At 61.3% G+C, this 22,659-nt stretch carries 28 protein-coding genes; 9 read left to right on the forward strand and 19 right to left on the reverse strand.

Annotation, left to right across the window (positions count from 1 at the left end; all coding sequences use genetic code 11):
* Nucleotides 1-40: 40 nt before the first annotated feature.
* The 5 genes from AC1DLO_RS00985 to benA form a co-directional block, all read right to left on the reverse strand.
* On the reverse strand, nucleotides 41-2,902 hold the full coding sequence (locus AC1DLO_RS00985) for an AAA family ATPase (RefSeq protein ID WP_476914381.1): 2,862 nt from the start codon (nucleotides 2,900-2,902) through the stop codon (nucleotides 41-43).
* A gap of 32 nt (nucleotides 2,903-2,934) precedes the next feature.
* Nucleotides 2,935-3,762: a 1,6-dihydroxycyclohexa-2,4-diene-1-carboxylate dehydrogenase gene (locus AC1DLO_RS00990; RefSeq protein ID WP_476888467.1), complete on the reverse strand. Its 828-nt coding sequence runs from the start codon at nucleotides 3,760-3,762 to the stop codon at nucleotides 2,935-2,937.
* Nucleotides 3,762-5,336 carry a benzoate 1,2-dioxygenase electron transfer component BenC gene (gene benC, locus AC1DLO_RS00995; protein ID WP_476888468.1) on the reverse strand — a complete coding sequence of 525 codons (1,575 nt, stop codon included), beginning with the start codon at nucleotides 5,334-5,336 and terminating at the stop codon, nucleotides 3,762-3,764. The genes AC1DLO_RS00990 and benC overlap by 1 nt, the downstream gene beginning before the upstream one ends.
* A gap of 129 nt (nucleotides 5,337-5,465) precedes the next feature.
* Complete coding sequence (gene benB / locus AC1DLO_RS01000; RefSeq protein ID WP_476888469.1) at nucleotides 5,466-6,002, reverse strand: benzoate 1,2-dioxygenase small subunit; 537 nt, start codon at nucleotides 6,000-6,002, stop codon at nucleotides 5,466-5,468.
* Between the two features lie 35 nt (nucleotides 6,003-6,037).
* Complete coding sequence (benA, locus tag AC1DLO_RS01005) at nucleotides 6,038-7,420, reverse strand: benzoate 1,2-dioxygenase large subunit (RefSeq protein ID WP_476888470.1); 1,383 nt, start codon at nucleotides 7,418-7,420, stop codon at nucleotides 6,038-6,040.
* Nucleotides 7,421-7,749: 329 nt separating this feature from the next.
* Between benA and catA the strand changes: the two genes are divergently transcribed.
* From catA to AC1DLO_RS01020, 3 genes are all read left to right on the forward strand, one after another.
* Nucleotides 7,750-8,634, forward strand: a complete 885-nt coding sequence (catA, locus tag AC1DLO_RS01010) for a catechol 1,2-dioxygenase (protein WP_476888471.1) — start codon at nucleotides 7,750-7,752, stop codon at nucleotides 8,632-8,634.
* Nucleotides 8,635-8,884: 250 nt separating this feature from the next.
* Nucleotides 8,885-9,985 carry an enolase C-terminal domain-like protein gene (locus AC1DLO_RS01015; RefSeq protein WP_476888760.1) on the forward strand — a complete coding sequence of 367 codons (1,101 nt, stop codon included), beginning with the start codon at nucleotides 8,885-8,887 and terminating at the stop codon, nucleotides 9,983-9,985.
* A gap of 26 nt (nucleotides 9,986-10,011) precedes the next feature.
* Entirely contained in the window at nucleotides 10,012-10,335 is a 324-nt protein-coding gene (locus tag AC1DLO_RS01020) for a muconolactone Delta-isomerase family protein (RefSeq protein WP_476888472.1), read from the forward strand.
* 1,196 nt (nucleotides 10,336-11,531) lie between these two features.
* Here AC1DLO_RS01020 and AC1DLO_RS01025 read toward each other — a convergent pair.
* Nucleotides 11,532-11,915 carry a GNAT family N-acetyltransferase gene (locus AC1DLO_RS01025; RefSeq protein ID WP_476888473.1) on the reverse strand — a complete coding sequence of 128 codons (384 nt, stop codon included), beginning with the start codon at nucleotides 11,913-11,915 and terminating at the stop codon, nucleotides 11,532-11,534.
* Nucleotides 11,916-11,981: 66 nt separating this feature from the next.
* On the reverse strand, nucleotides 11,982-12,221 hold the full coding sequence (locus tag AC1DLO_RS01030) for a hypothetical protein (protein ID WP_476888474.1): 240 nt from the start codon (nucleotides 12,219-12,221) through the stop codon (nucleotides 11,982-11,984).
* Between the two features lie 251 nt (nucleotides 12,222-12,472).
* On the opposite strand from AC1DLO_RS01030, the gene AC1DLO_RS01035 reads away from it, so the two are divergent.
* Nucleotides 12,473-12,694 (forward strand): hypothetical protein, encoded by a 222-nt coding sequence (locus AC1DLO_RS01035; RefSeq protein ID WP_476888475.1) that lies wholly within the window; start codon nucleotides 12,473-12,475, stop codon nucleotides 12,692-12,694.
* Nucleotides 12,695-12,758: 64 nt separating this feature from the next.
* Here the strand turns inward: AC1DLO_RS01035 and AC1DLO_RS01040 are convergent, their stop codons facing one another.
* The 5 genes from AC1DLO_RS01040 to AC1DLO_RS01060 all read right to left on the reverse strand — a co-directional run bounded on the left by AC1DLO_RS01040 (nucleotide 12,759) and on the right by AC1DLO_RS01060 (nucleotide 15,311).
* Nucleotides 12,759-13,352 (reverse strand): hypothetical protein, encoded by a 594-nt coding sequence (locus AC1DLO_RS01040; protein WP_476888476.1) that lies wholly within the window; start codon nucleotides 13,350-13,352, stop codon nucleotides 12,759-12,761.
* A 141-nt stretch (nucleotides 13,353-13,493) separates the two neighbouring features.
* Nucleotides 13,494-13,832, reverse strand: coding sequence for a hypothetical protein (locus AC1DLO_RS01045; RefSeq protein ID WP_476888477.1), 339 nt, complete (start codon nucleotides 13,830-13,832; stop codon nucleotides 13,494-13,496).
* Between the two features lie 37 nt (nucleotides 13,833-13,869).
* Nucleotides 13,870-14,517: a thermonuclease family protein gene (locus AC1DLO_RS01050; RefSeq protein WP_476888478.1), complete on the reverse strand. Its 648-nt coding sequence runs from the start codon at nucleotides 14,515-14,517 to the stop codon at nucleotides 13,870-13,872.
* Nucleotides 14,518-14,771: 254 nt separating this feature from the next.
* A complete protein-coding gene (locus AC1DLO_RS01055; RefSeq protein WP_476888479.1) occupies nucleotides 14,772-14,984 on the reverse strand; it encodes a hypothetical protein in 213 nt (70 codons plus the stop codon).
* 18 nt (nucleotides 14,985-15,002) lie between these two features.
* Nucleotides 15,003-15,311, reverse strand: a complete 309-nt coding sequence (locus AC1DLO_RS01060; protein WP_476888480.1) for a hypothetical protein — start codon at nucleotides 15,309-15,311, stop codon at nucleotides 15,003-15,005.
* A gap of 407 nt (nucleotides 15,312-15,718) precedes the next feature.
* On the opposite strand from AC1DLO_RS01060, the gene AC1DLO_RS01065 reads away from it, so the two are divergent.
* Nucleotides 15,719-16,249, forward strand: a complete 531-nt coding sequence (locus tag AC1DLO_RS01065; RefSeq protein WP_476888481.1) for a hypothetical protein — start codon at nucleotides 15,719-15,721, stop codon at nucleotides 16,247-16,249.
* Between the two features lie 62 nt (nucleotides 16,250-16,311).
* Nucleotides 16,312-16,977, forward strand: coding sequence for a helicase associated domain-containing protein (locus tag AC1DLO_RS01070; protein ID WP_476888482.1), 666 nt, complete (start codon nucleotides 16,312-16,314; stop codon nucleotides 16,975-16,977).
* Between the two features lie 55 nt (nucleotides 16,978-17,032).
* Here the strand turns inward: AC1DLO_RS01070 and AC1DLO_RS01075 are convergent, their stop codons facing one another.
* The 5 genes from AC1DLO_RS01075 to AC1DLO_RS01095 all read right to left on the reverse strand — a co-directional run bounded on the left by AC1DLO_RS01075 (nucleotide 17,033) and on the right by AC1DLO_RS01095 (nucleotide 19,236).
* On the reverse strand, nucleotides 17,033-17,227 hold the full coding sequence (locus AC1DLO_RS01075) for a YegP family protein (RefSeq protein ID WP_387448326.1): 195 nt from the start codon (nucleotides 17,225-17,227) through the stop codon (nucleotides 17,033-17,035).
* Nucleotides 17,228-17,407: 180 nt separating this feature from the next.
* Entirely contained in the window at nucleotides 17,408-17,932 is a 525-nt protein-coding gene (locus AC1DLO_RS01080) for a hypothetical protein (protein WP_476888483.1), read from the reverse strand.
* Between the two features lie 59 nt (nucleotides 17,933-17,991).
* Nucleotides 17,992-18,438, reverse strand: coding sequence for a hypothetical protein (locus AC1DLO_RS01085; protein WP_476888484.1), 447 nt, complete (start codon nucleotides 18,436-18,438; stop codon nucleotides 17,992-17,994).
* A complete protein-coding gene (locus AC1DLO_RS01090) occupies nucleotides 18,435-18,674 on the reverse strand; it encodes a hypothetical protein (RefSeq protein WP_476888485.1) in 240 nt (79 codons plus the stop codon). The genes AC1DLO_RS01085 and AC1DLO_RS01090 overlap by 4 nt, the downstream gene beginning before the upstream one ends.
* 307 nt (nucleotides 18,675-18,981) lie before the next feature.
* The gene (locus AC1DLO_RS01095; protein ID WP_476888486.1) at nucleotides 18,982-19,236 is read right to left on the reverse strand and encodes a helix-turn-helix domain-containing protein; all 255 of its coding nucleotides are present in this window, start codon (nucleotides 19,234-19,236) and stop codon (nucleotides 18,982-18,984) included.
* Nucleotides 19,237-19,370: 134 nt separating this feature from the next.
* Here AC1DLO_RS01095 and AC1DLO_RS01100 point away from each other — a divergent pair, with 134 nt between their 5' ends.
* Nucleotides 19,371-20,246 (forward strand): hypothetical protein, encoded by an 876-nt coding sequence (locus AC1DLO_RS01100; protein WP_476888487.1) that lies wholly within the window; start codon nucleotides 19,371-19,373, stop codon nucleotides 20,244-20,246.
* A gap of 160 nt (nucleotides 20,247-20,406) precedes the next feature.
* Entirely contained in the window at nucleotides 20,407-20,733 is a 327-nt protein-coding gene (locus tag AC1DLO_RS01105) for a histone-like nucleoid-structuring protein Lsr2 (protein WP_476888488.1), read from the forward strand.
* 185 nt (nucleotides 20,734-20,918) lie between these two features.
* On the opposite strand, the gene AC1DLO_RS01110 is transcribed toward AC1DLO_RS01105, so the two are convergent.
* Both AC1DLO_RS01110 and AC1DLO_RS01115 read right to left on the reverse strand, forming a co-directional pair.
* Nucleotides 20,919-21,335, reverse strand: coding sequence for a hypothetical protein (locus AC1DLO_RS01110; protein WP_476888489.1), 417 nt, complete (start codon nucleotides 21,333-21,335; stop codon nucleotides 20,919-20,921).
* Nucleotides 21,307-21,606, reverse strand: coding sequence for a DUF4193 domain-containing protein (locus tag AC1DLO_RS01115; protein ID WP_476888490.1), 300 nt, complete (start codon nucleotides 21,604-21,606; stop codon nucleotides 21,307-21,309). Before AC1DLO_RS01115 ends, AC1DLO_RS01110 begins: the two co-directional genes overlap by 29 nt.
* A 120-nt stretch (nucleotides 21,607-21,726) precedes the next feature.
* Between AC1DLO_RS01115 and AC1DLO_RS01120 the strand changes: the two genes are divergently transcribed.
* On the forward strand, nucleotides 21,727-22,590 hold the full coding sequence (locus AC1DLO_RS01120; RefSeq protein ID WP_476888491.1) for a DUF4238 domain-containing protein: 864 nt from the start codon (nucleotides 21,727-21,729) through the stop codon (nucleotides 22,588-22,590).
* Nucleotides 22,591-22,659 lie beyond the last annotated feature (69 nt).

A 22,659-nucleotide genomic window follows, 5' to 3' on the forward strand; every position in this document is an offset into this window, starting at 1 on the left:
CCCTCTCACTGCGGAATGAAGCAAACTTTACGTTCAGCGGTCATTCCGGTGCCCGGAACCTTGCGGCCAGCTCACTTCTGGACCGGATTCCGAGCTTTCCGTAGATGCGGGTCAGGTGATATTGCACGGTCTTCTCAGCAATGAACAGGCTACGGGCAGCTTCCTTGTTGGTCGCTCCGGCCGCGACGAGTTCAGCCACTGCCTGCTCCTGTGCCGTGAGCTGGGTCTGCGGCCGCGCGACCGCAGCGAGGACAGCGTCAGACGGATCCGGCACATTCCCGGCGTCAAGGCCCGTTGCCTTCAGCTCGCGGTCACACCGGTCCACATACGTCACAGCACCCAATGAATCGTACAGATCCCTTGCGACACGCAGCACAGACGATGCCAAACGTCTTTTTCCGGCTCGCCGCATACTCTGCCCGTAGGCGAAGCTCACCCGTGCACGGAGGTACGGCCGGTTCAACCCACGCAGGTGCGCCAAGGCCGTCTCGAAGTGTTCCCGGGCGCTCTCAGGGTCACCCTGCGCCGCCACCAGGCGGCCCCGCGCCCAGGCCATGCGGGCCAAATCTGACGGCACCGCCCGTTCTCGCCGCACTTGCTCGAACTCAGTCAGAAATGAATCAGCCCTGTCCAACTGGTCGGTCATGACAAGGGCATTGACGTATGTGTCCTGCCACGGCCAGAAGGAGACATGGTTTTTCGTCCAGGGGTCCAGCTCCGTCAGCGGCTGCAACACCGATAGGGCGCTATCATAGTCCGCCCTTGCCTCATGGAAGCGGGCGCGTGCCAGGCTGGCCGGTACCTGCATGGCTCGGTACGTTCCCGGCTGCACCGATGCCTGGGAAGCGTAGTATCTCGCCCGGTCCCAATCGCCGCGCATTGACCATAGTTCAGCGGCAGTCCAGTACAGCAAGGGGCGGACCAAGGACATCCTCGAGGCCTCGAGGCGAACTGAACCTCGGGCCACAGTCGCGGCAGCGGCGTCCCAGTTGCCGAGTACCAAGTGGGTCCGCGCCAACCAGGCCTCCGCCCACAAGGAGATCCGCAACGAGCCGCCGCGGAATTCGGTTGGTGCAGCGGCTTCGAAATGAACCTGCGCTGTCTCAGCGTCATCCAGGCGCAGGGCAAGCCAGCCGGCCCCTATCTGCACGCGCTGCTTTTGGGCGTTTTCTGAGGCGTTCTCGAAAGCCTTTCGATAAGACTCCTCCGCCTCGGACAGCCGACCCTGGGCGTAGAGGCCCAGCCCGTAAATAGCTTCCGATTCGATATAAGCCGGGGTTCCAGGTTTCGTCAGAGACATGGCACGCTCAGCCCAGCGAGTCATAAGGGGGCCATCCCAGGAGGCCACTCCATGCACCACCAGGCGTTGCGCCACTTGCGCGGCTGCGGCCGGATCTCGTTCAAGATTGCTGGTCCGCCACGCCATCTCCAACTGGGTCTGGGCGCTGTGATTCTGCCCTGACACAGTCGAAAGATATCCAAGAACAGAGGAGCGCAACGGCGAGGGGGACATGGCGTCAACGGCAGCGGCCCACATCTGCGCCTGCGCCATGTTGCCTGCACCCACCACCGCATCCACCGCTCTGAGCAGCCGATCGTTGCCGGTACGGATGTCGTTTGAAAGCCGAGACGCGGAAAACAGCGCAGTCGAGGCATCGCGCCAAGCGCCGACCAGCGCCTGTTGGCGGGCATACTCTTCCAGCTCGGCAGCCAGATCCTCATCGGCACCCGGGCACGCAGACACCCGGTGACCCAAACGATCGCCCTCCACCCGCACGATCTCCGCAGCCCTGCGGTGAAGTTCTATTCGCCGGCTCGGCACTATGTGCTCGTAGACAGATTTCGCGGTGCCCACTTCGAAAAATGTCACCACCGAGCGCGCCTGTTCCACCGACAGGCCCAGCAGTCCGGCTCTGTGGCCGTCGTCCAGGGCATCCATTACGTCTTTGACCCCGCTGACGTGGGAGACCTCTGCAATTCCTGCGCTTCCCCTCAGCACTGATGCGGCCTCGGCGACGGCGACCAGATCAGCGGATGCACCCTTAAGAAGGCTTCGTACCTGGGCCCGGACACGGGAGCTCGGCGGCAAGGACGAAAACCACGACTGCCAGGTTTCAGGGGGCAACTCATCCAGAAGCTCAACAACAGGTTGCGGCAATCCGCCCGTATGTTGAACGATGCCGTGGGCGGCCGTCGCGCTCAAATCAATACCAAAGCGATGCCGTGCAAGGTTCTGGACCTCCTGGGGCGACAGTGGCTCCAGCCGGAGACGGGAAACCTGATGCCCTGTGAAGAACGCCAGGATGCCGGCCGGAACAAACTCGGAATGCGCGGGGTCCAGAGTGACAACAAACAGGATGCGTTTGTCGCGCAGCCGCCGCATGCTGAACACGAGGACATGCAGGCTGTCTGGGTCAAGGTTCTGGACGTCATCGATGGCGACGACCACGGTGCCGTGCGCATGTAACGCTTCGAGATGCGCCATGAAGGTTGATGCATGCTTGGCTACCCGAGCGGGGCTGGGAGTGTCCGGGCAAGCAGGCGACGGTGGGGCCGCCGCTGCCGCATTGTCGGCAGCGGTGCGCAACGGCGGGGTGGCCATCAGCTGGGAGTAGCCAGCCAACGGGAACTGCGACTCCCACTCGTCTCCGGTTGCCGATAGCACGCGTACGCCGCGGGCCGCCGAGCGGCAATACTCCAGGAAGCGGTCGAGGACAACGGTTTTCCCGGAGCCCCGCAGACCACCGAGCACGACGGTCCTCACAGCACCCTTGCGCACCGCGCGCAGTGTCTCCAACAGCTCTTGGTAGACCTCGCCCCGGCCCAGGAGTGTCAGATCCTCCTCCGCGTTGCCTTGCTGGGAGCCGGAGATCATGCTGCCAAGCTTACTTGAGGGCAGCATGATCCCTGTTAGACTTCCGGGTCACAGTCGACTCAACCGAGGTCTCCGCCGGCCACCGGGAGGATGCTTCCGGTTACATAAGAAGCCTCGTCGGATGCCATGAAGACAATCGGTGCGGCCTGTTCATCCAGCGTGCCGTACCGCTTCATGAAGGAGGATTCCACGGTCTGGTCCACGATGATCTTGTACCAGGCCTGCTCTGTAGCGGATTCGGCGTCGGGGCCCCGCTTTACCTTCCGGGGCGGAGCTTCAGTTCCTCCGGGGGCTGTGGCGATCACGCGCACGCCGCGTCCGCTGACCTCCATCGCCAGTGACTGGGTCAGAGCATTGACGCCTCCCTTCGCCGCGGCATATGGGACGCGGTGCATTCCGCGGGTAGCGACCGAGGAGACATTGACGATAGTGCCCGAGCCTTGTCCCAGCATGGACGGTAGCACCGCCCGGCAGGTCCATAGAGTGGGAAAGAGCGAGCGGCGGATCTCCTTCTCGATCTTGTCCTCGTCGTATTCCTCGTAAGGACGCGCCCAGATGGTGCCCCCCACGTTATTGACCAGCACATCGACCCTGCCGTGGGCGGCAAGCGCCGCCTCGACGGCCTGCTGAGCGCCCGCGAACGTTTCGAGGTCGGCAGTCACGGACGCGGCGGAGCCGCCGGATCCGGAAGCTTGTGCGGTACCGTCGATTTCCTGTGCCACTTTATGGACGAGCTCGGCCCTGTCCACTAGAACGACTGTGCCGCCCTCTGCTGCAATGCGTTGGGCCACCTTCTGTCCGATGCCCTGGGCTGAGCCCGTCACCACGGCAATCTTGCCGGCAAACCGGCTGGGCGTGACGAACTGGCCCGCGTACGGCAGCGCCATCAGGGGGCCACCGTCTTGGCGTCGATTGCTCGGGCCATAGATTCCTTGGCTGCCTGAGCGTGGCCCGTAACGAGTTCGCGGACCCGGGCCTTATCTTCGCGTTCGAAGGCGTCTACGATGTCAAGGTGGTCCTTCGTGACCCGCTCGAAGATCCGGGTTCCGGTTTCGAATGTCGCAGCCATCTGGGCATGGACGTCGAGCCTCCGGTAGGACTCGAGCAGTGTCGGGTTGTCACAGACCATGAAGAGGTATTCGTGGAATTCTTCGTTCGTCCGCGCAAACTCCTCCGGGTCCTGGACGGTCCCTGCGTTGACGGAGCGCGTGGTTGCCTCGGCAAGGCGCCGGAACTGGCGCAGCTGTTCCTCGCTGAGGCGGCCCAGCAGCAGTTCGCTGACGGCGAGCTCAAGGCCCATACGGGCATCGAGCTGTGCGAAGCTGTCTTCCTTGCGGAAATTCAGCCTACCAGTCTCAAGCGACGAGACCGCCTCTGACCGGGTGATGCTATCGCCTCCGGCCTCAATCTTCTCGGTGGGAGCGGGGGCGCCGGTCTCGGCGTCGCCTCCGGTGCTCTCCTTCGGAGCGAAGCGCTCGAAGTAGAAGTTGGCAGCGTGGATGTTTTCGCGGTCCAGCCACTTGGAGACCGCGTTCACCATGGGTGGCGGGCCGCAGAGATAGACATCGACGTCACCGTTGTTGAGATGTGCGGGCTGGATGATCTGGGTGACGTAGCCGGTGTGCGGGGCGGACGTGCCCGGCTCGGAGGCGATGTAGTCCCAGGTGAAGTCCGGCAGTTTGGCTTCGTAGGCGCGCAGCCAGTGGAGCCCTACGATGTCGGCTTCCCGGGAGACACCGTAGATCAGGTGGATCGGGGTGGACGGCGGGTTCTGGGAGAGCTTCTCCAGGATTGCCAGCAGCGGTGCCAGTCCGGTTCCGCCTGCAAGCAGCAGCAGGGGACGCTTGGGGTCCCGGAGGAAGAACGAGCCATAGGGGCCGGTGAACTCAATGGTGTCGCCAACGGCGGCCCGGTCACGGAGGTACTCCGACATTGCGCCTTGCGGAGTAATGCGCACCATGAAGGATGCTTTCTCAACCTCGGGTCCGTTACTGAAGGAGTACGAACGCTCGGCATCAGTGCCCGGAACCTTGATGTTGACATACTGGCCGGGCAGGAACCCCAGGGCCTCCCGGTTCTGGACATCCAGGGCAAAGGAAATCGTGGACTCCGAGTGTTTGTCGAGCTCAATGAGGGTGGATGTGAACGTGGTCGCGGAGGTCTTCGCGGACTCTGACGTTGCCGGGATTTGGAGGGTGAGGTCCGATTCCGGGACGGCCTGGCAGGTCAGCAGGTAGCCCTTTTCGAGCTCCTCTTCGGTCATTGCGTCGTCGATGTAGTCTCCGGGGTCGAAGGAGCCGGAGTCGCAGAAGGCCTTGCAGGTGCCGCAAGCACCGTCACGGCAGTCCGACGGGATGTTGATGCGCGCTTTGTACGCTGCGTCCATGACGGTCTCGTAGTCGCCGACCTTGATGACCTTGGTGACGCCGTCCTCGAAGCTGAGGGCTACCTGATGGCCCATGATTTCCTCCTGGCGGGGAATCGCGTCTTCACGACCCCTGAAAGTTAGTGCTGTTTTCTCGTATGAGGTGATGTCCGCAGGACGCTTAGACCGTGGCCTCTGGCGAGAAACCGCCGACGGCGTGGACCGTCAGATCATGTAGACATCCACCACGTGGTGGATGTAGTCGTTCTTCAGGACGACCTTCTTCTTGAGGATCACCGGCTCAGCGGCGGAAAGATCGATCGTATAGAAGCTCGTGCCGAAGTACGTATCCGTGGTGTTGTAACGGAAGTACAGGGTGAACCAGTTGAAGCGGACCTTCACCTGGTCGCCATCGTGTTCCATGATTTCGATATCGGTGATGTTGTGCCCGGTCCGCGGTTCCGGCAGCGATGTTGCCGACGAGCGGTCGGTCTTGATGCGGAAGACGCGGTCTTCAATTCCGCCACGGTTGTCGTAGTAGATGAGCGAAATTTCGTTCTGGGGATCCGCGGTGAGGCGGTCGTCGACGTCCCAGGCCGGCATCCAGAACTCGGAGTCCGGGTGGTAGCACTGCAGCCACTCATCGAACTGGCGGTCGTCCAGCAGGCGGGCCTCCTTATATAGGAAGGCACGCACGGTTTCGAGCGTGGCGATTTGCGCGGCGGTCTTGAATGAGGTCGCGCGTGTAGTCAGGCTGGTCATGGGTTTTGCAGCTCTCTCTGGTTCCGATGGTCTGATCAGGCAGTGACGGGCATGGATTCCAGCGCTGAACGCTCTTCCTCGGTCAGGGCCTTGTCCATGACTTCTTTCCAGTACCCATGCTGGATCGGGTACAGGCCTTCGTCTTCTGTCCGCAAACCTGAGGCGATGACCCGGGTCATGCCCAACGCCTGTGCCTGTTCGTCCGGGCCTTGGATCTCGTGGGTGGAGCCGCGGGTCATGTCGTTCCACGGGGCACTGGTGGCCCAGTAGGTTTTGTTGCAGGAGCGGAACTCTTCGAGGTCATCGGGAGTGGCCATGCCGGTGGCGTTAAAGAAGTCCTCGTACTGGCGGATGCGCTTGGACCGGTTCTCCTGGGACTCACCTTTAGGGGCGATGCAGTAAATGGTGACTTCGGTCTGGTCGGCGGAGATCGGACGGAAGTGCCGGATCTGCGAGGAGAATTGGTCCATGATGTAGACATTCGGGTATAGGCAAAGGTTGCGGGAGATGTTGATCATGAAGTTCGCCATTTCCTCGCCGTACTTCTCGACGAGTTCGTCGCGGCGGTCCCACAGCGGGCGGTCCTCGGGGTTGGTCCATTCCTGCCACAGCAGCAGGTGGCCGTGGTCGTAGGAATAGAACCCGCCTTTGACCTTGCCCCATTTTCCGGCGTCCATGGCTTTGGTCTTGTTGGCTGAGTCGCCGGCGCTGCGGCGTGCCGTTGTTGCTGCGTAGTTCCAGTGAACAGCGGTTACGTGGTAGCCGTCTGCCCCGTTTTCCGCCTGGACCTTCCAGTTCCCGTCGTAAGTGTAGGTCGAGGACCCGCGCAGGACCTCAAGCCCTTCGGGTGACTGGTCCACGATAGAGTCGATCACCTTGGTGGCGTCTCCCAGGTGTTCTTCAAGCGGGAGGACATCGGCATTGAGCGAGCCGAACAGGAATCCGCGGTAGGAGTCGAAGCGGGCCACCTTGGTGAGGTCGTGGGAGCCTTCCTTGTTAAAGGTCTCCGGATACCCGGCATTGCGGGAGTCCTTGACCTTCAGCAGCTCGCCTGAATTTTTGAAGGTCCAGCCATGGAATGGGCACGTGAAGGTGGTGCGGTTGTCCGTCTTGCGGCGGCACAGCATCGCGCCCCGGTGGGAGCAGGCATTGACGATGCAGTTGATCTTTTCGTCTTTGTCCCGCGTGATCACAACGGGCGTGCGTCCGATGTAGGTGGTGAAGTAGTCCCCCACGTTGGGAACCTGGGACTCGTGCGCCAGGTAAACCCAGTTGCCCTCGAAGATGTGCTTCATCTCGAGTTCGAAGATCTCCTGATCGGTGAAGATTTCGCGCTTGGCCCGGATGACGCCGTTTTCACGATCATCGATCACGGCGTCTGCAAGGACCTCCCGGACCCGGCTCAGGTTCTCGGTCATGACGTACTCCTTCTTCGGAGAGATTGGGGCTGGCGGGCGGCGTCTCGAAGACGATTGGCTCCTGCCGAAGGAAACATGTATGCGAGCCAGTCTGGCTCAGGGCGATGGCTCTCACATCAGGCAAATCCCTAGGTTCGACCAAGGGCTGGTTTAGGTAACTCTCTTGACATAATTGGACGCCAATCAATATTTGTTGCGTCCTTATGCGCCGCCTAATCTGAGGTTGGATGTCACGTGAAGCCTAGGTCCGCGCGCTCCCGTTGCCGCGGCTCTTCACGACAGATGAAAGCCCTGCCCGTCCCCCGCTACAAAGATGAGTGGAGATCACCATGACTGAAGTTCAGAACGACACCCGTACAGAACATGAGGGAACTGCTGTAGAGGCCGGTTCAAAGGCCACTGAGCGCTTCGCGGCCTCTGGCAAGGTTGCAAGCATCGGGGTGTCCAAGGAGCGCGTAAACCTGCTGGCCGGCGACCTCATCGAGGCTGCCAATCAAATCGTCAAACAACACCATGTCACGTACGAGGAATACAACGTGCTGAAGGCGTGGCTGATCAAGGTCGGAACCGACGGCGAGTGGCCACTGTTCCTCGACGTGTGGCTCGAACACACCGTTGAGGACGTCAACTCCCACGACCGGCCCGGCACCAGGGGAACCATCGAAGGCCCCTACTACGTCCCGGACTCGCCCGTGCTCGAATCCCCCGCCACCGTCGAGATGCGGGAGTATGAGGAGGGAACGCCACTGCGTTTCAGGGGCCGCTTCACCGACACCGCCGGCAACCCGATCCAGGGCGGACAGATTGAAATCTGGCACGCCGATGCGGCCGGTTTCTACTCGCAGTATGCACCGGGCCTTCCAGAGTGGCTCTTCCGCGCAACGGTGAAGGCGGATAACGAAGGCCACTTCACCATTAACACCATGCGTCCCGCTCCATACCAGATCCCTACTGACGGAGCGTGCGGACAGCTTATCAGCGCAGCGGGGTGGCACGCCTGGCGACCGGCCCATATCCACATCAAGGCTTCTGCCCCCGGATTCCAGCCGGTGACCCAGCAGCTCTACTTCCCCGGAGACCCGCACAACACCGACGACATCGCTTCCGCAGTCAAGCCCGAACTGATTCTCGACCCCAAACCGCGCATCGATGGCGTAGCTGGCGAGGAAGCTGTCTACGACTACGTTCTCGCCCGCGTCGGGGAGTCCAAGTAAGCAGCTGACGCGCCTGCCCCGGTCAAGGCCGGCGGTCCAGATGAAGCGCCCCGGACCGGAAGGCTCCGGGCACTTCTGAAGCGGCGAATTCATTCCCTACCAGCCTGCTGGCCGTGAGGCCTTCAGCGTTGTGGGTTGATAACGGAATCACGAAACTCCTTCAGCGGATTTCCATCGCTATGCCCAGCGCCTGCAGCATTGCCCCGTCTACCATGACCCTTCCCCGCAACACATGAAAGGTGCCGTGCCGTTGAAAATCGAACGGATTGAAGTGATTCCCTACTCCATTCCCTATACGCATCCTCTCAAGTTTGCCAGCGGTGAGGTCGTAAATGCTGACCACGTCCTGGTACGCCTGTACACCGACGATGGTGTTGTAGGTATTGCAGACGCACCTCCCCGCCCGTATACCTACGGCGAGACCCAAGAGTCTATCGGGGCCATCATAGGGATGACCTTCGCCCCGCAATTGATCGGTCTGGAGGTCACAGACAGGGCACAGATCCATGCGGTGCTGGGACGGACCATCCACAACCAGGTTGCGAAAGGCGCGGTGGATATTGCGGTGTGGGATGCGATCGGAAAGACACTCCGAACGCCCGTCCACAGACTCCTGGGAGGATTTACCGACAGGATGCGGGTCAGCCACATGCTAGGCTTCCGGCCCCCCCACGAACTCCTGGACGAGGCCCTGCGGTTCGGCGAGGAATACGGCATCACCACGTTCAAACTGAAAGTGGGCCGACGGCCGCTGAAACTTGATGTGGAAGCATGCAACGTACTGCGCGAGGGCCTCGGCGACGATGTGGAAATCTACCTGGACGCCAACCGGGGCTGGACCGCCAACGAGGCTCTCGAGGTACTACGCCGCACCGAGGGGCTGGGACTCACCCGGCTCGAGGAGCCATGTGATGCCAAGGAAGCAATGAGCCGCCGGCGCCTAGTCGACAAGTCACCTATCCCTGTGGTGGGGGACGAATCCGTCCCCACGGCAGGGGACGCATCTCGGGAGCTCCTTTCCGGCGGTTGTAATGCCATCTGCATCAAGACCGCGCGATCAGGTTTCACTGAGGCAAGCCAGATTCTGGGGCTCTGCACGGGACTTGGGATCGACGTAATCATGGGCAACCAGATCGATACTCAGGTTGGCTCGCTCGCGACAGTAACATTCGGTGCCGCCCACGAGGCCACAAGCCGCCAGGCCGGAGAACTGTCCAATTTCTTAGATATGTCCGATGACCTGCTCGCCGATCCACTCAGGATCAGGGGTGGCACGATTTCCGTTCGCGATCTTCCCGGAGTGGGAGCTGAGATCGACGAGGACAAGCTCGCTAAATACAGGTTGTCCTAGCCTCGACCATCAAGGAGGGAAGAAGAATGCTGTTCTTGACGCGGATGGACGTGCAGTTCCCACCGCATCTTTCAGAAGCGGACGTCGTCCGTTTGCAGGGACTGGAGAAGGAATATTCCCAGCAGCTGCAACATGAAGGCCGCCTTGCGTCAATATGGCGGGTTGTCGGCGAGTACGCCAATTACTCGGTGTTCGACGTCGCAACCAACGACGAGCTGCATGGTGTTCTCAGCAGCTTTCCGATGTTCCCCTACATGAAGATCACGGTCACCCCCTTAGCCAATCATCCCAACTCCATCCGCTACGACGCGCCCGCAACCCCTTCAGGAGCAATATGCGGAATCCCGTGAATGGCCGCTACCAACGAGGCAGACTCCGCCCGCCAAGCAGGATCCCAAACGCTTGGGGGACGAGGTGTCTGCCCGCTGCAATGCTGTTCAGCGTGACCATCACTTTGGAATGGCGTGGGGCGTTTCGGAACGAAGATATCAATCATTTGCACGCCGAAGGCTTCAACCATGCGTATTTTGACGACGATTGGACTGATCGGCTCTCGCCGCCTCTGCCTGGGATGGGTCACCGCGCGCTACCATCAGGGGCTCGTAGCCTTCGTCAACGTAATCTGGGACGGGCGGGTCAACGCCTTCATCGAAGACACTTTGGTGGCGCACCGGGCGCGCCGGAAGGGAGCTTCGCTAGCTGGGCGGGGGGTGATTCAACCGCCATTGCCGGCTGACAGGCACATTCAATGAGCCCGGAGGATCATAACGTGAATACCGCTCTCCAGTGGTCCTCGAAGTCAACATGCAGCCATTCGCAGCCTGCTTGTTTCTACCGGCGATGGATGCGGTTTCCGTCCTACCAATGCTGGACTAGTACGCCTTGCAGAACATCCAGAAAGCGGTGCTGAGTGCACCCGCCCTTCACGGCATCAAGATCGTGGGAATTGATGGGCCTTCCGGGTCCGGCAAGAGCACGTTGGCCGGGGAAGTCGCTCCCTTGCTAACGCCCCTGTCATCCCAATTGATGACTTCATTTCCTGGAACAATCTTGCTGGCTGGTGGCCCAGGTTCGAGGAACGGGTCCTGAACCCTCTACTTAGCGCGCAATCAGCCCACTATCAGCAAAGGGATTGGGGGCGCGATGAGTTCGGTGATTCCTTGGGAGCGTGGGCAACGGTGAACTGGTCTCCGGCGGTGCTCATCGAAGGAGTCACGTCCACCAGACGCGAAAGCATCAGCAAAATTGCCATCGCGATATGGGTGGAGGCTTCAAAGGATGAGCGTCTGCGACGCGGCATAGATCGAGATGGAGAAAGTCACCGGAAACTTTGGCATCGTTGGATGGCCGAGGAGGACAAATTCTTCGCCGCCGATAAGACACGTCTCCGGGCAGATCTCATAGTTCCTGGAACTGAGGGCAGGTGAATTCTGACCATTGCCAGTCTCGGGCTGCCCGCCCGCCCAAGGGCACCACTCCGCTGCCCTGTCCTTTGGAGTGCGGCATCATTGACCGGCCGTCACGTGTGGGTCCATCGCTCGGCGCCTTATTGGGCATTGAGTGGCTTCTTAAAGAAGGTCGCTGCATCCTCGTACGCGAGGGCAAGATAGAAATCACCGGCACGACGGCTTGCCAACGACACATAAGCAGCGCCCTGCGCCTTGGCCCACGACTCGGCTGCAAGCATCAAAGCCTGTCCCACACCATTGGGGCGTGCTCGCTCGGCAATCATGACGGCGGCGATGCGGTCCTCGACCTCGTCCATCGCTATGACGGCGGCCGCGAGCTGGACCCGGACCTGCCCCTCGGCACGTCGCAGCTCCGGATGAAAGGCTTTGCCCATCGCGAGCCGGTGGACGACGGCGACGCGTTGAGCTTCAGCCTCATGGTCCAGCTCGGGCACTGGTTCGGAAGTGGTGGCAGTGGACACAGTGATCCCCTCCTGTTTGATAAGTCGTTTGTTCGATGCCGGACCTGGATCAGCTGCGCTGGTTCTTTAGCCCTCGGCCAGACGGCGGGCGGCCGCCTGGAAGTCCGCGAAGGTGATCTTGCGGTGTTCTGTGGCCGTGCCATCGGCCAGGAACGCCGTGCCGCACCATCCGGTGAAGTAGCGCTGGCACAGCTCGCGATCGACCTGGCGGGCCTGCTCGTCGTAGACGGGTGCGCTGGCAACGAGAAGATCCGAGCCGAAGTCGAACGGCAGCGCGTCCTGCATGGGTGCGGCGATGGTGCTCATGGTGGTTCTCCTCGGAATCCTGTGGGGCACGGCGCTGTGCTGCAGGCCGTCCTTCGTCGATGACTCCTCCGTGACAGCTCCGCTGTCACCTCCACCGGTTGCATCTGAAAAACGAAGAAGAAGAACAACAAGAAACTTCCACAGGTCCTCGCCGGCAAAGCGCCGGCGATCCCGGATCGACACATATCCGCCCCGCACACCCTCTGGGATAGGCTTTCGCCGAAATTCAGAATTCAAAAGGGGAGGAACTCGTGGCGGGAAGCGCGGTCTATGGCAAGGGGTATCACGCAGGAAAGCAGGATGCCCGTACAGAGGACCTGATCGCGGCGGGGGTCGTGGTGGTTGCCGGTCTTGTCATCTCCGGTGGCGTCAAGGTCTACCGGAAAGCCAAGCAGGCCCACGCAACCCGGCTGGAACAGCGGATGAAGGACATCGACGACGCAGGCAACTCCGAAGATTCCGACCAGCAGTAGCCTTCGGACGCAGAAAAAAGAGACCCCACCGTCCGGAGCATGGGCTCCCGCGGTGGGGTCTTCTTCAGGCGAACGTCCTGTCTGCGGCGAAGTGCCCGTGCACGGCCTCGCGGGCGGCAGGGTACTCCTCGTACGGATCCGGGTAGGCAGCATCGAACCGGGCAGCCGTGGTGATGCCCTGGAATCGGAGCAGCTCCAGGAGATCCGGCAGGTCCTGTGCACGGCCGGAGAACTCGGCGGTGTCCGCGGCGATGATTTTGGCGCGGGTCAATGTGGGAATGCTGGCCAGCTGCAGCCTGATGCACTCGTACGCCGTGTCGTCGTCGATCCAGCGTGCCTGGTAAATCGAGGCCACGAGCTCAGCGTCGTCGCCGTCCATCACGTTGTCGTTGTTGATCCAGTCGCGCTCCAGGTTCAGTTCGTCGGCCACCTCGTGGATGGCCGCCATGACCTCTGGCGCGATATCAGCTGTGACACTGTCGATGTCGACGGTGAACGCACGGTCGGCAGCGCGGATGCCGTACTTCATGAGCGCGAAACCGCCGATCGCACGGATCTGCACCGGGGCGTTCAGCCCCAGGCGCTTCAGCTTGCCGTCGAGCACCTCGAGCGCCCGCTCCAGCTGGGCCAGGCTGCACTTGTGGTCGTCGTGGCGCATCGTCTGCTCCTTCTGGTCGGGAAGGAGCGCGTGCCGTCCTTCGAGGCCAGATCCGGATCGGCTGTGCCGATCTGACGAGCCGCGAGGAAAGAGACGAGCCCGGCACCAGGGGCTCTCCCCCGCGCCGGGCTCTGTTCAAGCTCAGTGCATGCGTTCGATGCGAGTGGATCCGGACCCGTCCTGCAGGCCGGTGGCGCAGTCGTACCAGAAGCCGTTGGGGAGGCGGACCAGCGTGTGCGCCTCACGTCCCGGCCAGTTGCCGGCAGCTGCGATCGCGGGTACCGCCCGGCGGTCCATCACGCTGCTCACCCCCAGCTCCTCCACGACCTGTGGGTCGAGGACGTACTTCGTGGTGGAGCCATTGCGGGGATCGCACGGGACCTGCTTCATCCAGGCGGGGTGGTCGAGGACCCTCTTGACGAGGACCTTGTCGCCGACCTGGAGTTCGTCCAGCTCAGAGGGTGCTGTAGGGATGGGCATGTGGTTCTCCTGGTTCGTAGTCTGTAAGTGCAGCAGCTCAGCCGCGGCCGATGGAGGAGCACTGTGAGTGCGCACCGGCGTGCAGGGCCACGGCGTTGTCAGCCGCCGTCCGGTACTCGGGGATCCGCTGGGGCTCCGGCTCGCCCTTGGGGAACCAGGGCATGGCGTAGCCGTCGGTGACCTGCTGTCCTGCGGCGTCGTTGTTGGCCGGGGTGGTGACGTAGGCCAGCGACCGGCCATAACGGTCAGTTCTGTCTGCCCCGGGGTCGAACTCGATGGTCACTGGCATGCCCTGCGGCAGGATGCCGCCGAGGTGATCAGTGGCCGCCTTCGCACCGCACTCGGTCCCGGCGTCCTTGTGGTGGTTCATCTCCGGGGCGTCGATGCCCAGGAGCCTGACTGTGTGCTCGGGGACGTCACCGCGGGTGTCAGTCACCTCGAGCACGCGGGCCACCGGCTGCACGGCGACGGTGTCGCCGTCGATGACGCGGATGACCTTGGTCTCCACGGTCGCTGGCTTGCCCGAGGACACCTGTGCCGGGTCCTGGGCTGCCGCAGTGCTGGTTGACGGTGTACCCGGGACGCCGGGGGCCATCGGCAGGTCCTCACAGCCGGTCAGCGTGACGATACAGAGCACGGCGGCGATGAGGCTGCCGAAGACAGATCCGGAGGGGGTGCGCTTCATGGTGGGATTCCTTGCTGGAGTGGTCGTCGGGCGCTCTGCCCGGGGTGGCAGGCGTGCTTCTCCACGGGCACGCCCGAGCCAGCTGCGCTGGCTGTTCCGGAAAGAGAAAGACAGGACCCCTGGCCCTGAGCGATGCGCTCGGTGCCAGGGGTCCTGTCAGAGAGATCAGTTACCTGCCGCGACGGATCCGGAGTCGATGGGTTCGACAATGAGGACGCCGTCGGGCTCGCCGGCGAGCTCAGCAGCGAGCCGGTTCAGGGACCGGGCGTGGTCGGGCCTGTTCCGGCCCAGACGCGGCGGCCTGCGTTAAACTGCTCGGCGGCCCTCTTGGTCTCGTGCTCGGCACCGAGCGAGGCGATGTGCGCAAGCGTCCTGCGCACCTCGGGGCTGAGACCGCCACTGAGTGCCTTGCGTTGCTCCGGCGTCATGTTGAGCAGCATGCCGTTGCTGATGGGTCCTTTGTGCACGGCTGTTTCCTTGCCGGGTCAGTGCTGCCGGGGATCGCGGGTGACGAGGACCAGGCGCGAGCCGCGGACGAGGTGCGCCTCCCCGCCGGCGGTCAGCACATGGACGGTGCTGTCTACCGAGGACCGCACCTGCGCGACCACGGCCGTGCCGCCGTCCAGGTCAGGGTTCAGGTCGCGCAGGGCGACCCGGTCGCCCGGGCGCAGCATGCGCGCGCTCTTGCCACCGAGGATCCGGTGGCGCTCCGAAGAGCAGCAGAGCGTGTCAGCGTCAGCCGTACCGTCGTCTTTGACGATGTCGAGGAAGGTAGGCGTGATGGTGTCAGTCATGGCAGTGCCCTCCTGGGCTGATGGGTCAAGGTGAATCAGGACAGGGTGAATCTGTGGCGCGCACGGGAATCGAACCCGTGACCTCCCGTGCGTCGCCGTGCTCGTGCCGTCCGGAGGGCGACCATCGAACGTGACCTGTTGCCTGGATCCGCCCTCCCGGGGATGCATGCGCGCGCGCCAAGAAAAGGGCGCAGGCACAGGCGCTGTGGAGTCGAACCGCGGGCAGTCAGAACGCCGGGTGCTCTCCCGCTGAGCTAGAGCGCCGAAGACGGCTTTCCCTGCCAGAACCGGATCGGCTGTGCCGATCGAAACGCCGCCCTCCATCCTCTCCGGGTAGGGGCAGCGGCGGGACCGAGCGAATAGCATTGAGTAGTTGGAGCGCCCCCGAGCCGTAAAGGATCCTTACTGTGGCCGACCAGCATCACGACGCTGAGGGCAACTCATTTGTCGAAGAGTACTCCGGGCTCATGGATGAGCTGACCCTGGACTTGGAAAAGGCAGGGCAGGGTTATGACAAAACACTGCCTTTACGGGAAGCGTTCGGTGCCCATTGGGACATGCGGATTCAAGTCGCCCACTTACCCGCACCCAGGACCAGCGTGGTTTGGGTCCACGAGTTTTTCCTCGTTGGTCTCGCTCGGGACGGCGAAGTGCACTTTGCCAAGCGGTGCGATTGGCCTTGGGAAGTCATCGAAATCTTCAACGATCTGAACTTTGGTGACTTGGGAGAAGACGTTCCGGCGGCAGATGACGCACATATGGATGTTCCCTACAGCGCAAAGAAATATCCAGTTTGGCAGTGGATGCGCGCAGAACTGCCGGTTCCCTTCCTTACCCCGCTGTACGACGAGGCCTTTGAGACGCGCTCCCAGCAGGAACGCGAGTACGAGCATCGACGAAGTCTTCGCGGCTACGGCCAGCCAGGAAGCCAGCGGTAGATTCTGCTTATGCAGAGGTCCGCCCCCGATACCGTGCACTCCGTACGGAGAACCCTCGCTCCATGACGCAGATCAAGCGTTCTGCACCGCACCCTGAGTGGTTGCTGATGTACCGGCAGGGCATCCCTGCACCCAAGATCGCAGCTGGCGCAGGAGTTGCTGAGTCAGTTGTGCGCTACCACCTGGCGATCGCAGCCAAGCAGGATCCGAACCTGCGGGCTGCCCATAAATCAGCGCTGCCTGCTCCTGCCCCAAGAGAGACAGATGTAGGCCAGCGAAACGCCCAAGACATTGTCGCCTTCTATGAGCGTGAGGGCCGGCTGCCCGTCGTTGGGCGCTCGAAACATGAATCGACGCTGGCCGGGTGGCTGGCGCGACAACGCAAGCGTGCAGCTGCCGGCAACCTCTCCCCCGTCTACGCTGCGGCCCTTGATCAGGTCCCCGGCTGGCGGGACTACCCGACGAAGCGCGAAGCCGACGCAGTTCGCTGGACGCAGCGCCTAGGCGAAGTGACAGCGTACTTGGCCGCCGGCAACGAGTGGCCCCGCCACAACAAGACCGACGACCAGGAAGAGCGCACACTGGGTGTCTGGCTGCACACCCAGCGCATCGACTACCGGGCCGGGAAGCTCACGGCTGCCAAGCAGAAACAACTCAATAAGCTCATCCCCGGCTGGCGGCAGGGCAGGAAACGCCCGGGAGGCAACGGCGAGCGGTGGAATGGATGAGGCAGCCTGCGATCTCTACAGTTTTCTGCTGAGTACAGAACCGCACACGTCAGGGCTATTCGGAAACGGCCGCAGTCAGGTCGACAACACGAGTTGTTGTAGCAGTCCTCTGAGCGCGCTCAAGCCCCTGCTCCGCTGAGGCTTTGGTCTTATAGCTCTCGGAGGTCATCACGATGTCGCCGTTGGAGGCCTTCAACCGGAACCTGAACCCGCTCGACTGGTCTGAATAAAGCTCGTACTTACCCGACATATTGCCCCCTGACCTTGATGGACCCACCAGGTGGTTGGCTGGTGAAGCATCAGACTACAGCCTGTCGTCGTTCGACTTAAGGACTGTTTGACATGGTGCGCCCGGCCACCGAGAGTATGACGGAGCCGCCAGCCGTGTCCGCAGTGTTGCTACGCCAGCGAAGGTCAGAGGGCCGAACCCCTACCGTCGGCTGCCAATTTCTTGATGCCAGTACCTGGCGTCCTGGCTTCCGACGCGGAGTATGGCATCCGGCTCCCAGTCTGCGGGCCACAGTTGTAGAAGATAGTCATCGACGGTGCCTTCAGCGAACTCCCCAGCCTGTCCTTCGTCCCGCCCCTTGGCACTTGCACGCAGCCGATAGGAACCAGGCGGAATGCCTAACGACCCGGTGCTCTCGCCCGCCCAACTACTCCACACCATCTCACGGCCTTCCGGAAGCGTGATGGATACCTCGACGACGTCCTCCCACTGTCCGTCAAGAGTTCCCGGTGCAGCGTCGAGCAGGACCACGCGAACAGATGAGCCGCCCGATCGCCTGGCGAGGTTGACGTGCACCCCGTTCGGATAGGCAGCGCCCACCAAACCGTTGACCTGTCCCCGGTACATGCGCTCAAAGTCGCCGTCAAAGAACCCGTCCTCTTCCCAGGCCAAGTCCAATTGCCCGTAGTCGGTCTGGATTACCTGGTCCAGCAGCACGCGTTCCACGGCATCAGCGTAGCTCCCTCAATCGTCGTTCAACGACATCCCACCCGCCGGCGGGCAATCTACAGCGTGACCGTGGCCCTGCTCGGGGTGGGGCAACTGTTGGGCTTGATCGGCGGATCCCATGGCACGGGATCTACGGTTGTTTCAGATATCGGGGTTTGCCCACCTTTTTCGAAGACAACGATGTGTACCTTGGTGATTCCGGGCCAGACTTGGACTTCATGATCGGTCGCGGCGTTGAACAGCTCCCCTGCGGCCCTGTCGTAGCATTCGCTCTTGCCCGGACAGTCGACCTCGAATTCGAGCCCCTCAAGGGGCTGCGGCAGGGACCGGAATTCAACCGTCAGAGTGCTCGGTACCAGCAGGGTGGCACACGAAACCTTGTAACAGGCAGTGAGTGGCGGTGCGCCCAGAAGCAGGACCACGAGCAGCACAGCATGTTCGGCTGACCGGGCCTTGGCTTTGCTTGCGCGCGCTTGCGAACTGCGATGGCCAGTGGCGCTCAATAGTCCAGGGGGCCGGGCCGGCGGTCACTGGAGGCGTGCTGCGGGCGTGCCTTGGCCAAGACCGCCGTCGTCAGGAGTGCAAAAGCACCGGCGAGGAGCAGATCGAAAAAAACGTTGTCCGCTCCGGCCCCGGTGATCACGGAAGTCAGCGCCGAAGCGACGAAATAGCCAGTCCCCATCAAGCCGACCGCGGATCCGACCCGGGCCCAGTATGGAAGCGCCGTGAGACTAACCACATTTCCCCCTAATGTCGTATCCGGAGTCTAACCGCGATATCCGTTGCAGACCACACGAGCTCCGGCAATTCCCGCGCGTACATCCGCGGGTTTACTCGGTCAGTCAAAGTGGTGGCGATTTATGAGCGGTTCAACTCATCGGGAAAATTGGTGTAGGACTTGAGAAGAGTCTTTATACGTTCAGCTCGTGAAAAAGGCACTCCAACTCGGTGGCGCTCCAACGCCTGGACGTCCCTACGTTTGCTCTTAAAAAACAAGACAGCCGTTGGTCCCGTGCGGGCCTCTGACTGCAGGTCAAGAAAACTAGCTACTCCTGAGCCTCGGATTCAGCTCCGTCGTCGAGCTCGCCGGCGGCGATGCGCTCCGCCGTGCGGCGGTAGGCCTGAGCGATGTAGTCTTCAACGTCCTGGCGGCCAATGCGCCACATGCCCCTGCCACCGACCTGAAAAGCACGCAAATCCCCCGTCCTGATGAGACCTTGAACGAGGCTTTGCTTTACGTTCAACTCGTCGGCGACCTGGGCCAAGGTCAGAAAACGGGGCTGGTTTGCTTCGTTGGACACCGGGCCATCATATATGTCGCCTCGCTGCGGGCATTCCCAGCCATAGGGAGATGGAAAAGGATATGGCTGAGGATGCCATACGCTAACTGTCTGCATCAGAAAATAGTGTCTGACGCGTCTCTTAGTATTTGACCATGACTTTCACCTACACCTCGGCCGAATTGACCGCTGTTGCCGCCAGTATTCCAACCCAGGCCGACGAGGCAGGTCTGTTGTTTCTTCCTGGGGCGAAGTTTGAAGGTGAAAATTACGTCGCGCTGGACGGAAAACAACTTTCTGCCAGCGAAGTGGTGTCTGTCGCTGCCCGGGTAGGATCGTCATTTGTCAGTGTCAGTGCAGTGCCTTTTGATCTGAATGGGCTTGTGGCCGAGCTGGTCGGTGATGACGAGGACCTGCCTGACGCAGCGAAGCGGGTTGTTGGCCGCGCCCAACCGCACGATGGTTCCACGGAGGGTGTCTCGATAACATGGGTCGCCCAGGGCCTTGCCTATGTCTGGCACGCACAAACGGAATGGACTGACTCTTTCCTGAGCGAGTTGTATGCGGCGCAGTCGGAGTCCGAGGCCGGTGAAGACGCCGAGCAACAGGAAAGCCTGGAGAGGGAACGCCGGTATATAGCCGACGCGGCAGCAGCCCTGGTTGATTCTCCGGAGTACCGTGCCGAGTCCCGAAACAAGCGTGGCGTTCTCGCTCCGCGCATTCTCGCCGATGCAAGCCTCGGCGAAGCACATCCCGCCCTTTTGAGCGCATATGTTTTTCCCCTGGCAAACCGAAGGATCGCAGAAAAAGTGTATGAGTACGAACAAGACTTTGGCGGCCGGAAGAAGGAACTGGCGCTTGAACTGATCTCATACCCCGAATGGTTGAAGGAGACCACGAAGGTCAGACGCAAGACTGCTGCGATCAAATTCCTGACTCGTAAAGCCGATGGTTACCGTCTAAGCACTGACTTGGCGGAGGAGATCAGTGATATTGCCGCCTTGATTCCACCCAGTATGGTGCGGCTGTAGAGCTGAACTGCTGTAATTCGGCATCAGCAACGAATGCCCGGGCCTCGTAAAGGCAAGTGCCCCGTGATTGCAGGACCATTCTTGGGCCGGAGGCTTCCGCTTCTGGAGCACCCCGAGAGATAAGGCATTCACTCGCTCGATAAACTGATAGCCTTAATTCATGGCCCAGAAAACAGTAGTAATTCTTTCCGATGACCTTGACGGCACGGAAGCCAATGAAACCATCACCTTCGGCCTTGACGGGTCGGAATACGAAATTGACCTGAATGAGGCTCACGCCAGCGAGCTGCGTTCAGCCTTGGAACGCTTCGCCAATGCCGGCCGCAGGATATCCGGCGGCCGTGGACGTCCGGCGGGACGCAAAGTCGGCGGTTCCGGGGTGGATACCAAAGCAGTTCGGATGTGGGCTTTGGATAACGGCCTCAAGGTAAACACCCGCGGTCGTATCCAGCAGGAGATTCTCGAAAAGTATAAGGCAGCGCACTAAGCGGCCAAGCAGTCAGCACCAGCCGAATATGGGGGGCCAGCGGCTGGTGCTGATAAGTCCCACCCTAAGCTGCAGAGTCAGAGCGTGCCAATAAAGGAAATCAGGGCAGGAACTATATGTGTTCCTGCCCTGATTTCTCGTGTTCAGCACGACGGGCAACCATACGGGAAGTGTCGGTAAACCGGTCAGCGGCGCTTCTCGACCGGCCGGTACTGATCGACGAAGGCACTCAGTGTGTTTTGGAGCAGGGGCATGTTGTCGAGCATGTCGACTGGTCGGCTGCTGGCCGGCGGGGGCACCGGGCTGACCATCCAGGCCGCGAACACATTGTGCGGGATCTTCAACTCAAGGGCCTGCTTGAACAGCCGCAGCACCGACTCGTTGAACACTCCGTCGCGGAGTTGGAAGCCCGGGCAGAACGTCCCTTCCCCGATGAACACCCGCACTGCACACTGCATGGCATCGGGCTGGTTGAGCTCCTGGAAATGGACCTCAAGGTCTGCCGCCGTGGGCAGCATGAATTCCTCACGGATGCTGTCCCAGATGTGGTCCGGGACAGCTGGCCAAAACTTCTCAGCCCTCACATTCGATGCAGTAGGCATGGCCGTCCTTCTCACGGGCCTTCTGCGAACGGTGCCGGACCAGGAAGCAGGAGTAACACGTGAACTCGTCGTCTGCCTGCGGAATCACCTGCACAACGAGCTCTTCGGCAATGAACTCACCACCAGGAGTCAGGCCGTCGAAGGCATCAGCCTCGTCCAGCTCCTGCACCACGGACTTGGCGTCGGGCGCGTTGGCTGTTTTGAGGGCCTCCAAGGAGTCCTCCCGGGACTCCTTGACGTCGGTGCGCAGTTCGTCGTAATCGGTTGCCACGAAGGTGCATCTCTTCTCTGTTGATGGTCGGCGACTGCAACGTACCGGAGCCAGCAGGAATTCCCTAACTGGCACCGACCGGGCAGGGCGGTCCTCTGGATACCGTGACATCATGTTTTGATGCCCTCCGGACGAAGTCAGCACCGCAACCAGCACACGGTTCAGCGGTCCTACTTGAAGCGTTTTGCTAACAGTCAAGGGAAGCTCTGGCAGTACGACAAGCAGACCAGGTTGATTACTGACGTGGCTGCTTCGCGGGCGACAGCTCAATCTGACTTTTATACGTTGCGGCTGCAAAACGAAGAGGAGTCTCTGTTTTGGGAAACAGAACTTCTTGGAAGGAATGTTGAAACGCCGGCCGCACGAAGCATTGAAAAGATCCTGAACTCGCCTGACGATCCGATAACAGAGCAGGACCGCGAGTACGTGGCCCTGTGGATTGCAATGTCCGCGCTGAGAACCACGCAAATTAGGGACGTGATAGCGAGTGGAGTTTCACAGCTGCTTGAGCATCGTTTCAGAGACCCGGCCGCCCCTGCCGCTCTCCGGGGACACTCAGCAGAAATCCTGTCGCGGAACCCCCACATCATCAAGAACTTTCACATCCGAACGATGCACAGCATGTTCGAAGGTATGACGCGCGACATCTATCGTCGCGGTTGGGGTACCGTGCGCTTCGAGGACCGCCAGCTCTTGACCAGCGACAACCCGGTCGCCAACTACCACGAGGTATTCACGGGACAGCCGCGGGGCGATGATGAACCCCTATTCGTCGTGCCGCTAAGTCCTCAGGTCGGTTTACTGATCTCCGGCAGACACTTTGAGGACTATACGATTCCGGCAAGCAAAGACACGGCGAACTGGTTCAACAACAAGGTCATCAATAGTTCGCACAGGTATGTCTACTACAACGCAGACGATGACAGGCAGCGCTATTTTGCCGAGTTAACGCCCGCGGAGCGTAGGGCCCGCTTTCAGGAATAGGTCTCATCCAGGGAAGAAAACCGCGTCGGCAGTAGGATTCGGGTGGCCGATTAATGTTCATGTGATCCA

It is taken from the genome of Arthrobacter sp. 01T419 (assembly GCF_056398865.1).

Bases quoted from the DNA above. Each gene is read 5' to 3' on its own strand.
- benB (WP_476888469.1), bottom strand. From the start codon at position 6,002: ATGACCAGCCTGACTACACGCGCGACCTCATTCAAGACCGCCGCGCAA.
- AC1DLO_RS01050 (WP_476888478.1), bottom strand. From the start codon at position 14,517: ATGAAGCGCACCCCCTCCGGATCTGTCTTCGGCAGCCTCATCGCCGCC.
- AC1DLO_RS00990 (WP_476888467.1), bottom strand. From the start codon at position 3,762: ATGGCGCTGCCGTACGCGGGCCAGTTCGTCACGCCCAGCCGGTTTGCC.
- AC1DLO_RS01100 (WP_476888487.1), top strand. From the start codon at position 19,371: ATGACTTTCACCTACACCTCGGCCGAATTGACCGCTGTTGCCGCCAGT.
- AC1DLO_RS01030 (WP_476888474.1), bottom strand. From the start codon at position 12,221: ATGAGCACCATCGCCGCACCCATGCAGGACGCGCTGCCGTTCGACTTC.
- benA (WP_476888470.1), bottom strand. From the start codon at position 7,420: ATGACCGAGAACCTGAGCCGGGTCCGGGAGGTCCTTGCAGACGCCGTG.
- benC (WP_476888468.1), bottom strand. From the start codon at position 5,336: ATGGGCCATCAGGTAGCCCTCAGCTTCGAGGACGGCGTCACCAAGGTC.
- AC1DLO_RS01070 (WP_476888482.1), top strand. From the start codon at position 16,312: ATGACGCAGATCAAGCGTTCTGCACCGCACCCTGAGTGGTTGCTGATG.
- catA (WP_476888471.1), top strand. From the start codon at position 7,750: ATGACTGAAGTTCAGAACGACACCCGTACAGAACATGAGGGAACTGCT.
- AC1DLO_RS01040 (WP_476888476.1), bottom strand. From the start codon at position 13,352: ATGCGCCACGACGACCACAAGTGCAGCCTGGCCCAGCTGGAGCGGGCG.
- AC1DLO_RS01120 (WP_476888491.1), top strand. From the start codon at position 21,727: ATGCCCTCCGGACGAAGTCAGCACCGCAACCAGCACACGGTTCAGCGG.
- AC1DLO_RS00985 (WP_476914381.1), bottom strand. From the start codon at position 2,902: ATGCTGCCCTCAAGTAAGCTTGGCAGCATGATCTCCGGCTCCCAGCAA.
- AC1DLO_RS01020 (WP_476888472.1), top strand. From the start codon at position 10,012: ATGCTGTTCTTGACGCGGATGGACGTGCAGTTCCCACCGCATCTTTCA.
- AC1DLO_RS01075 (WP_387448326.1), bottom strand. From the start codon at position 17,227: ATGTCGGGTAAGTACGAGCTTTATTCAGACCAGTCGAGCGGGTTCAGG.
- AC1DLO_RS01045 (WP_476888477.1), bottom strand. From the start codon at position 13,832: ATGCCCATCCCTACAGCACCCTCTGAGCTGGACGAACTCCAGGTCGGC.
- AC1DLO_RS01105 (WP_476888488.1), top strand. From the start codon at position 20,407: ATGGCCCAGAAAACAGTAGTAATTCTTTCCGATGACCTTGACGGCACG.
- AC1DLO_RS01060 (WP_476888480.1), bottom strand. From the start codon at position 15,311: ATGACTGACACCATCACGCCTACCTTCCTCGACATCGTCAAAGACGAC.
- AC1DLO_RS01110 (WP_476888489.1), bottom strand. From the start codon at position 21,335: ATGCCTACTGCATCGAATGTGAGGGCTGAGAAGTTTTGGCCAGCTGTC.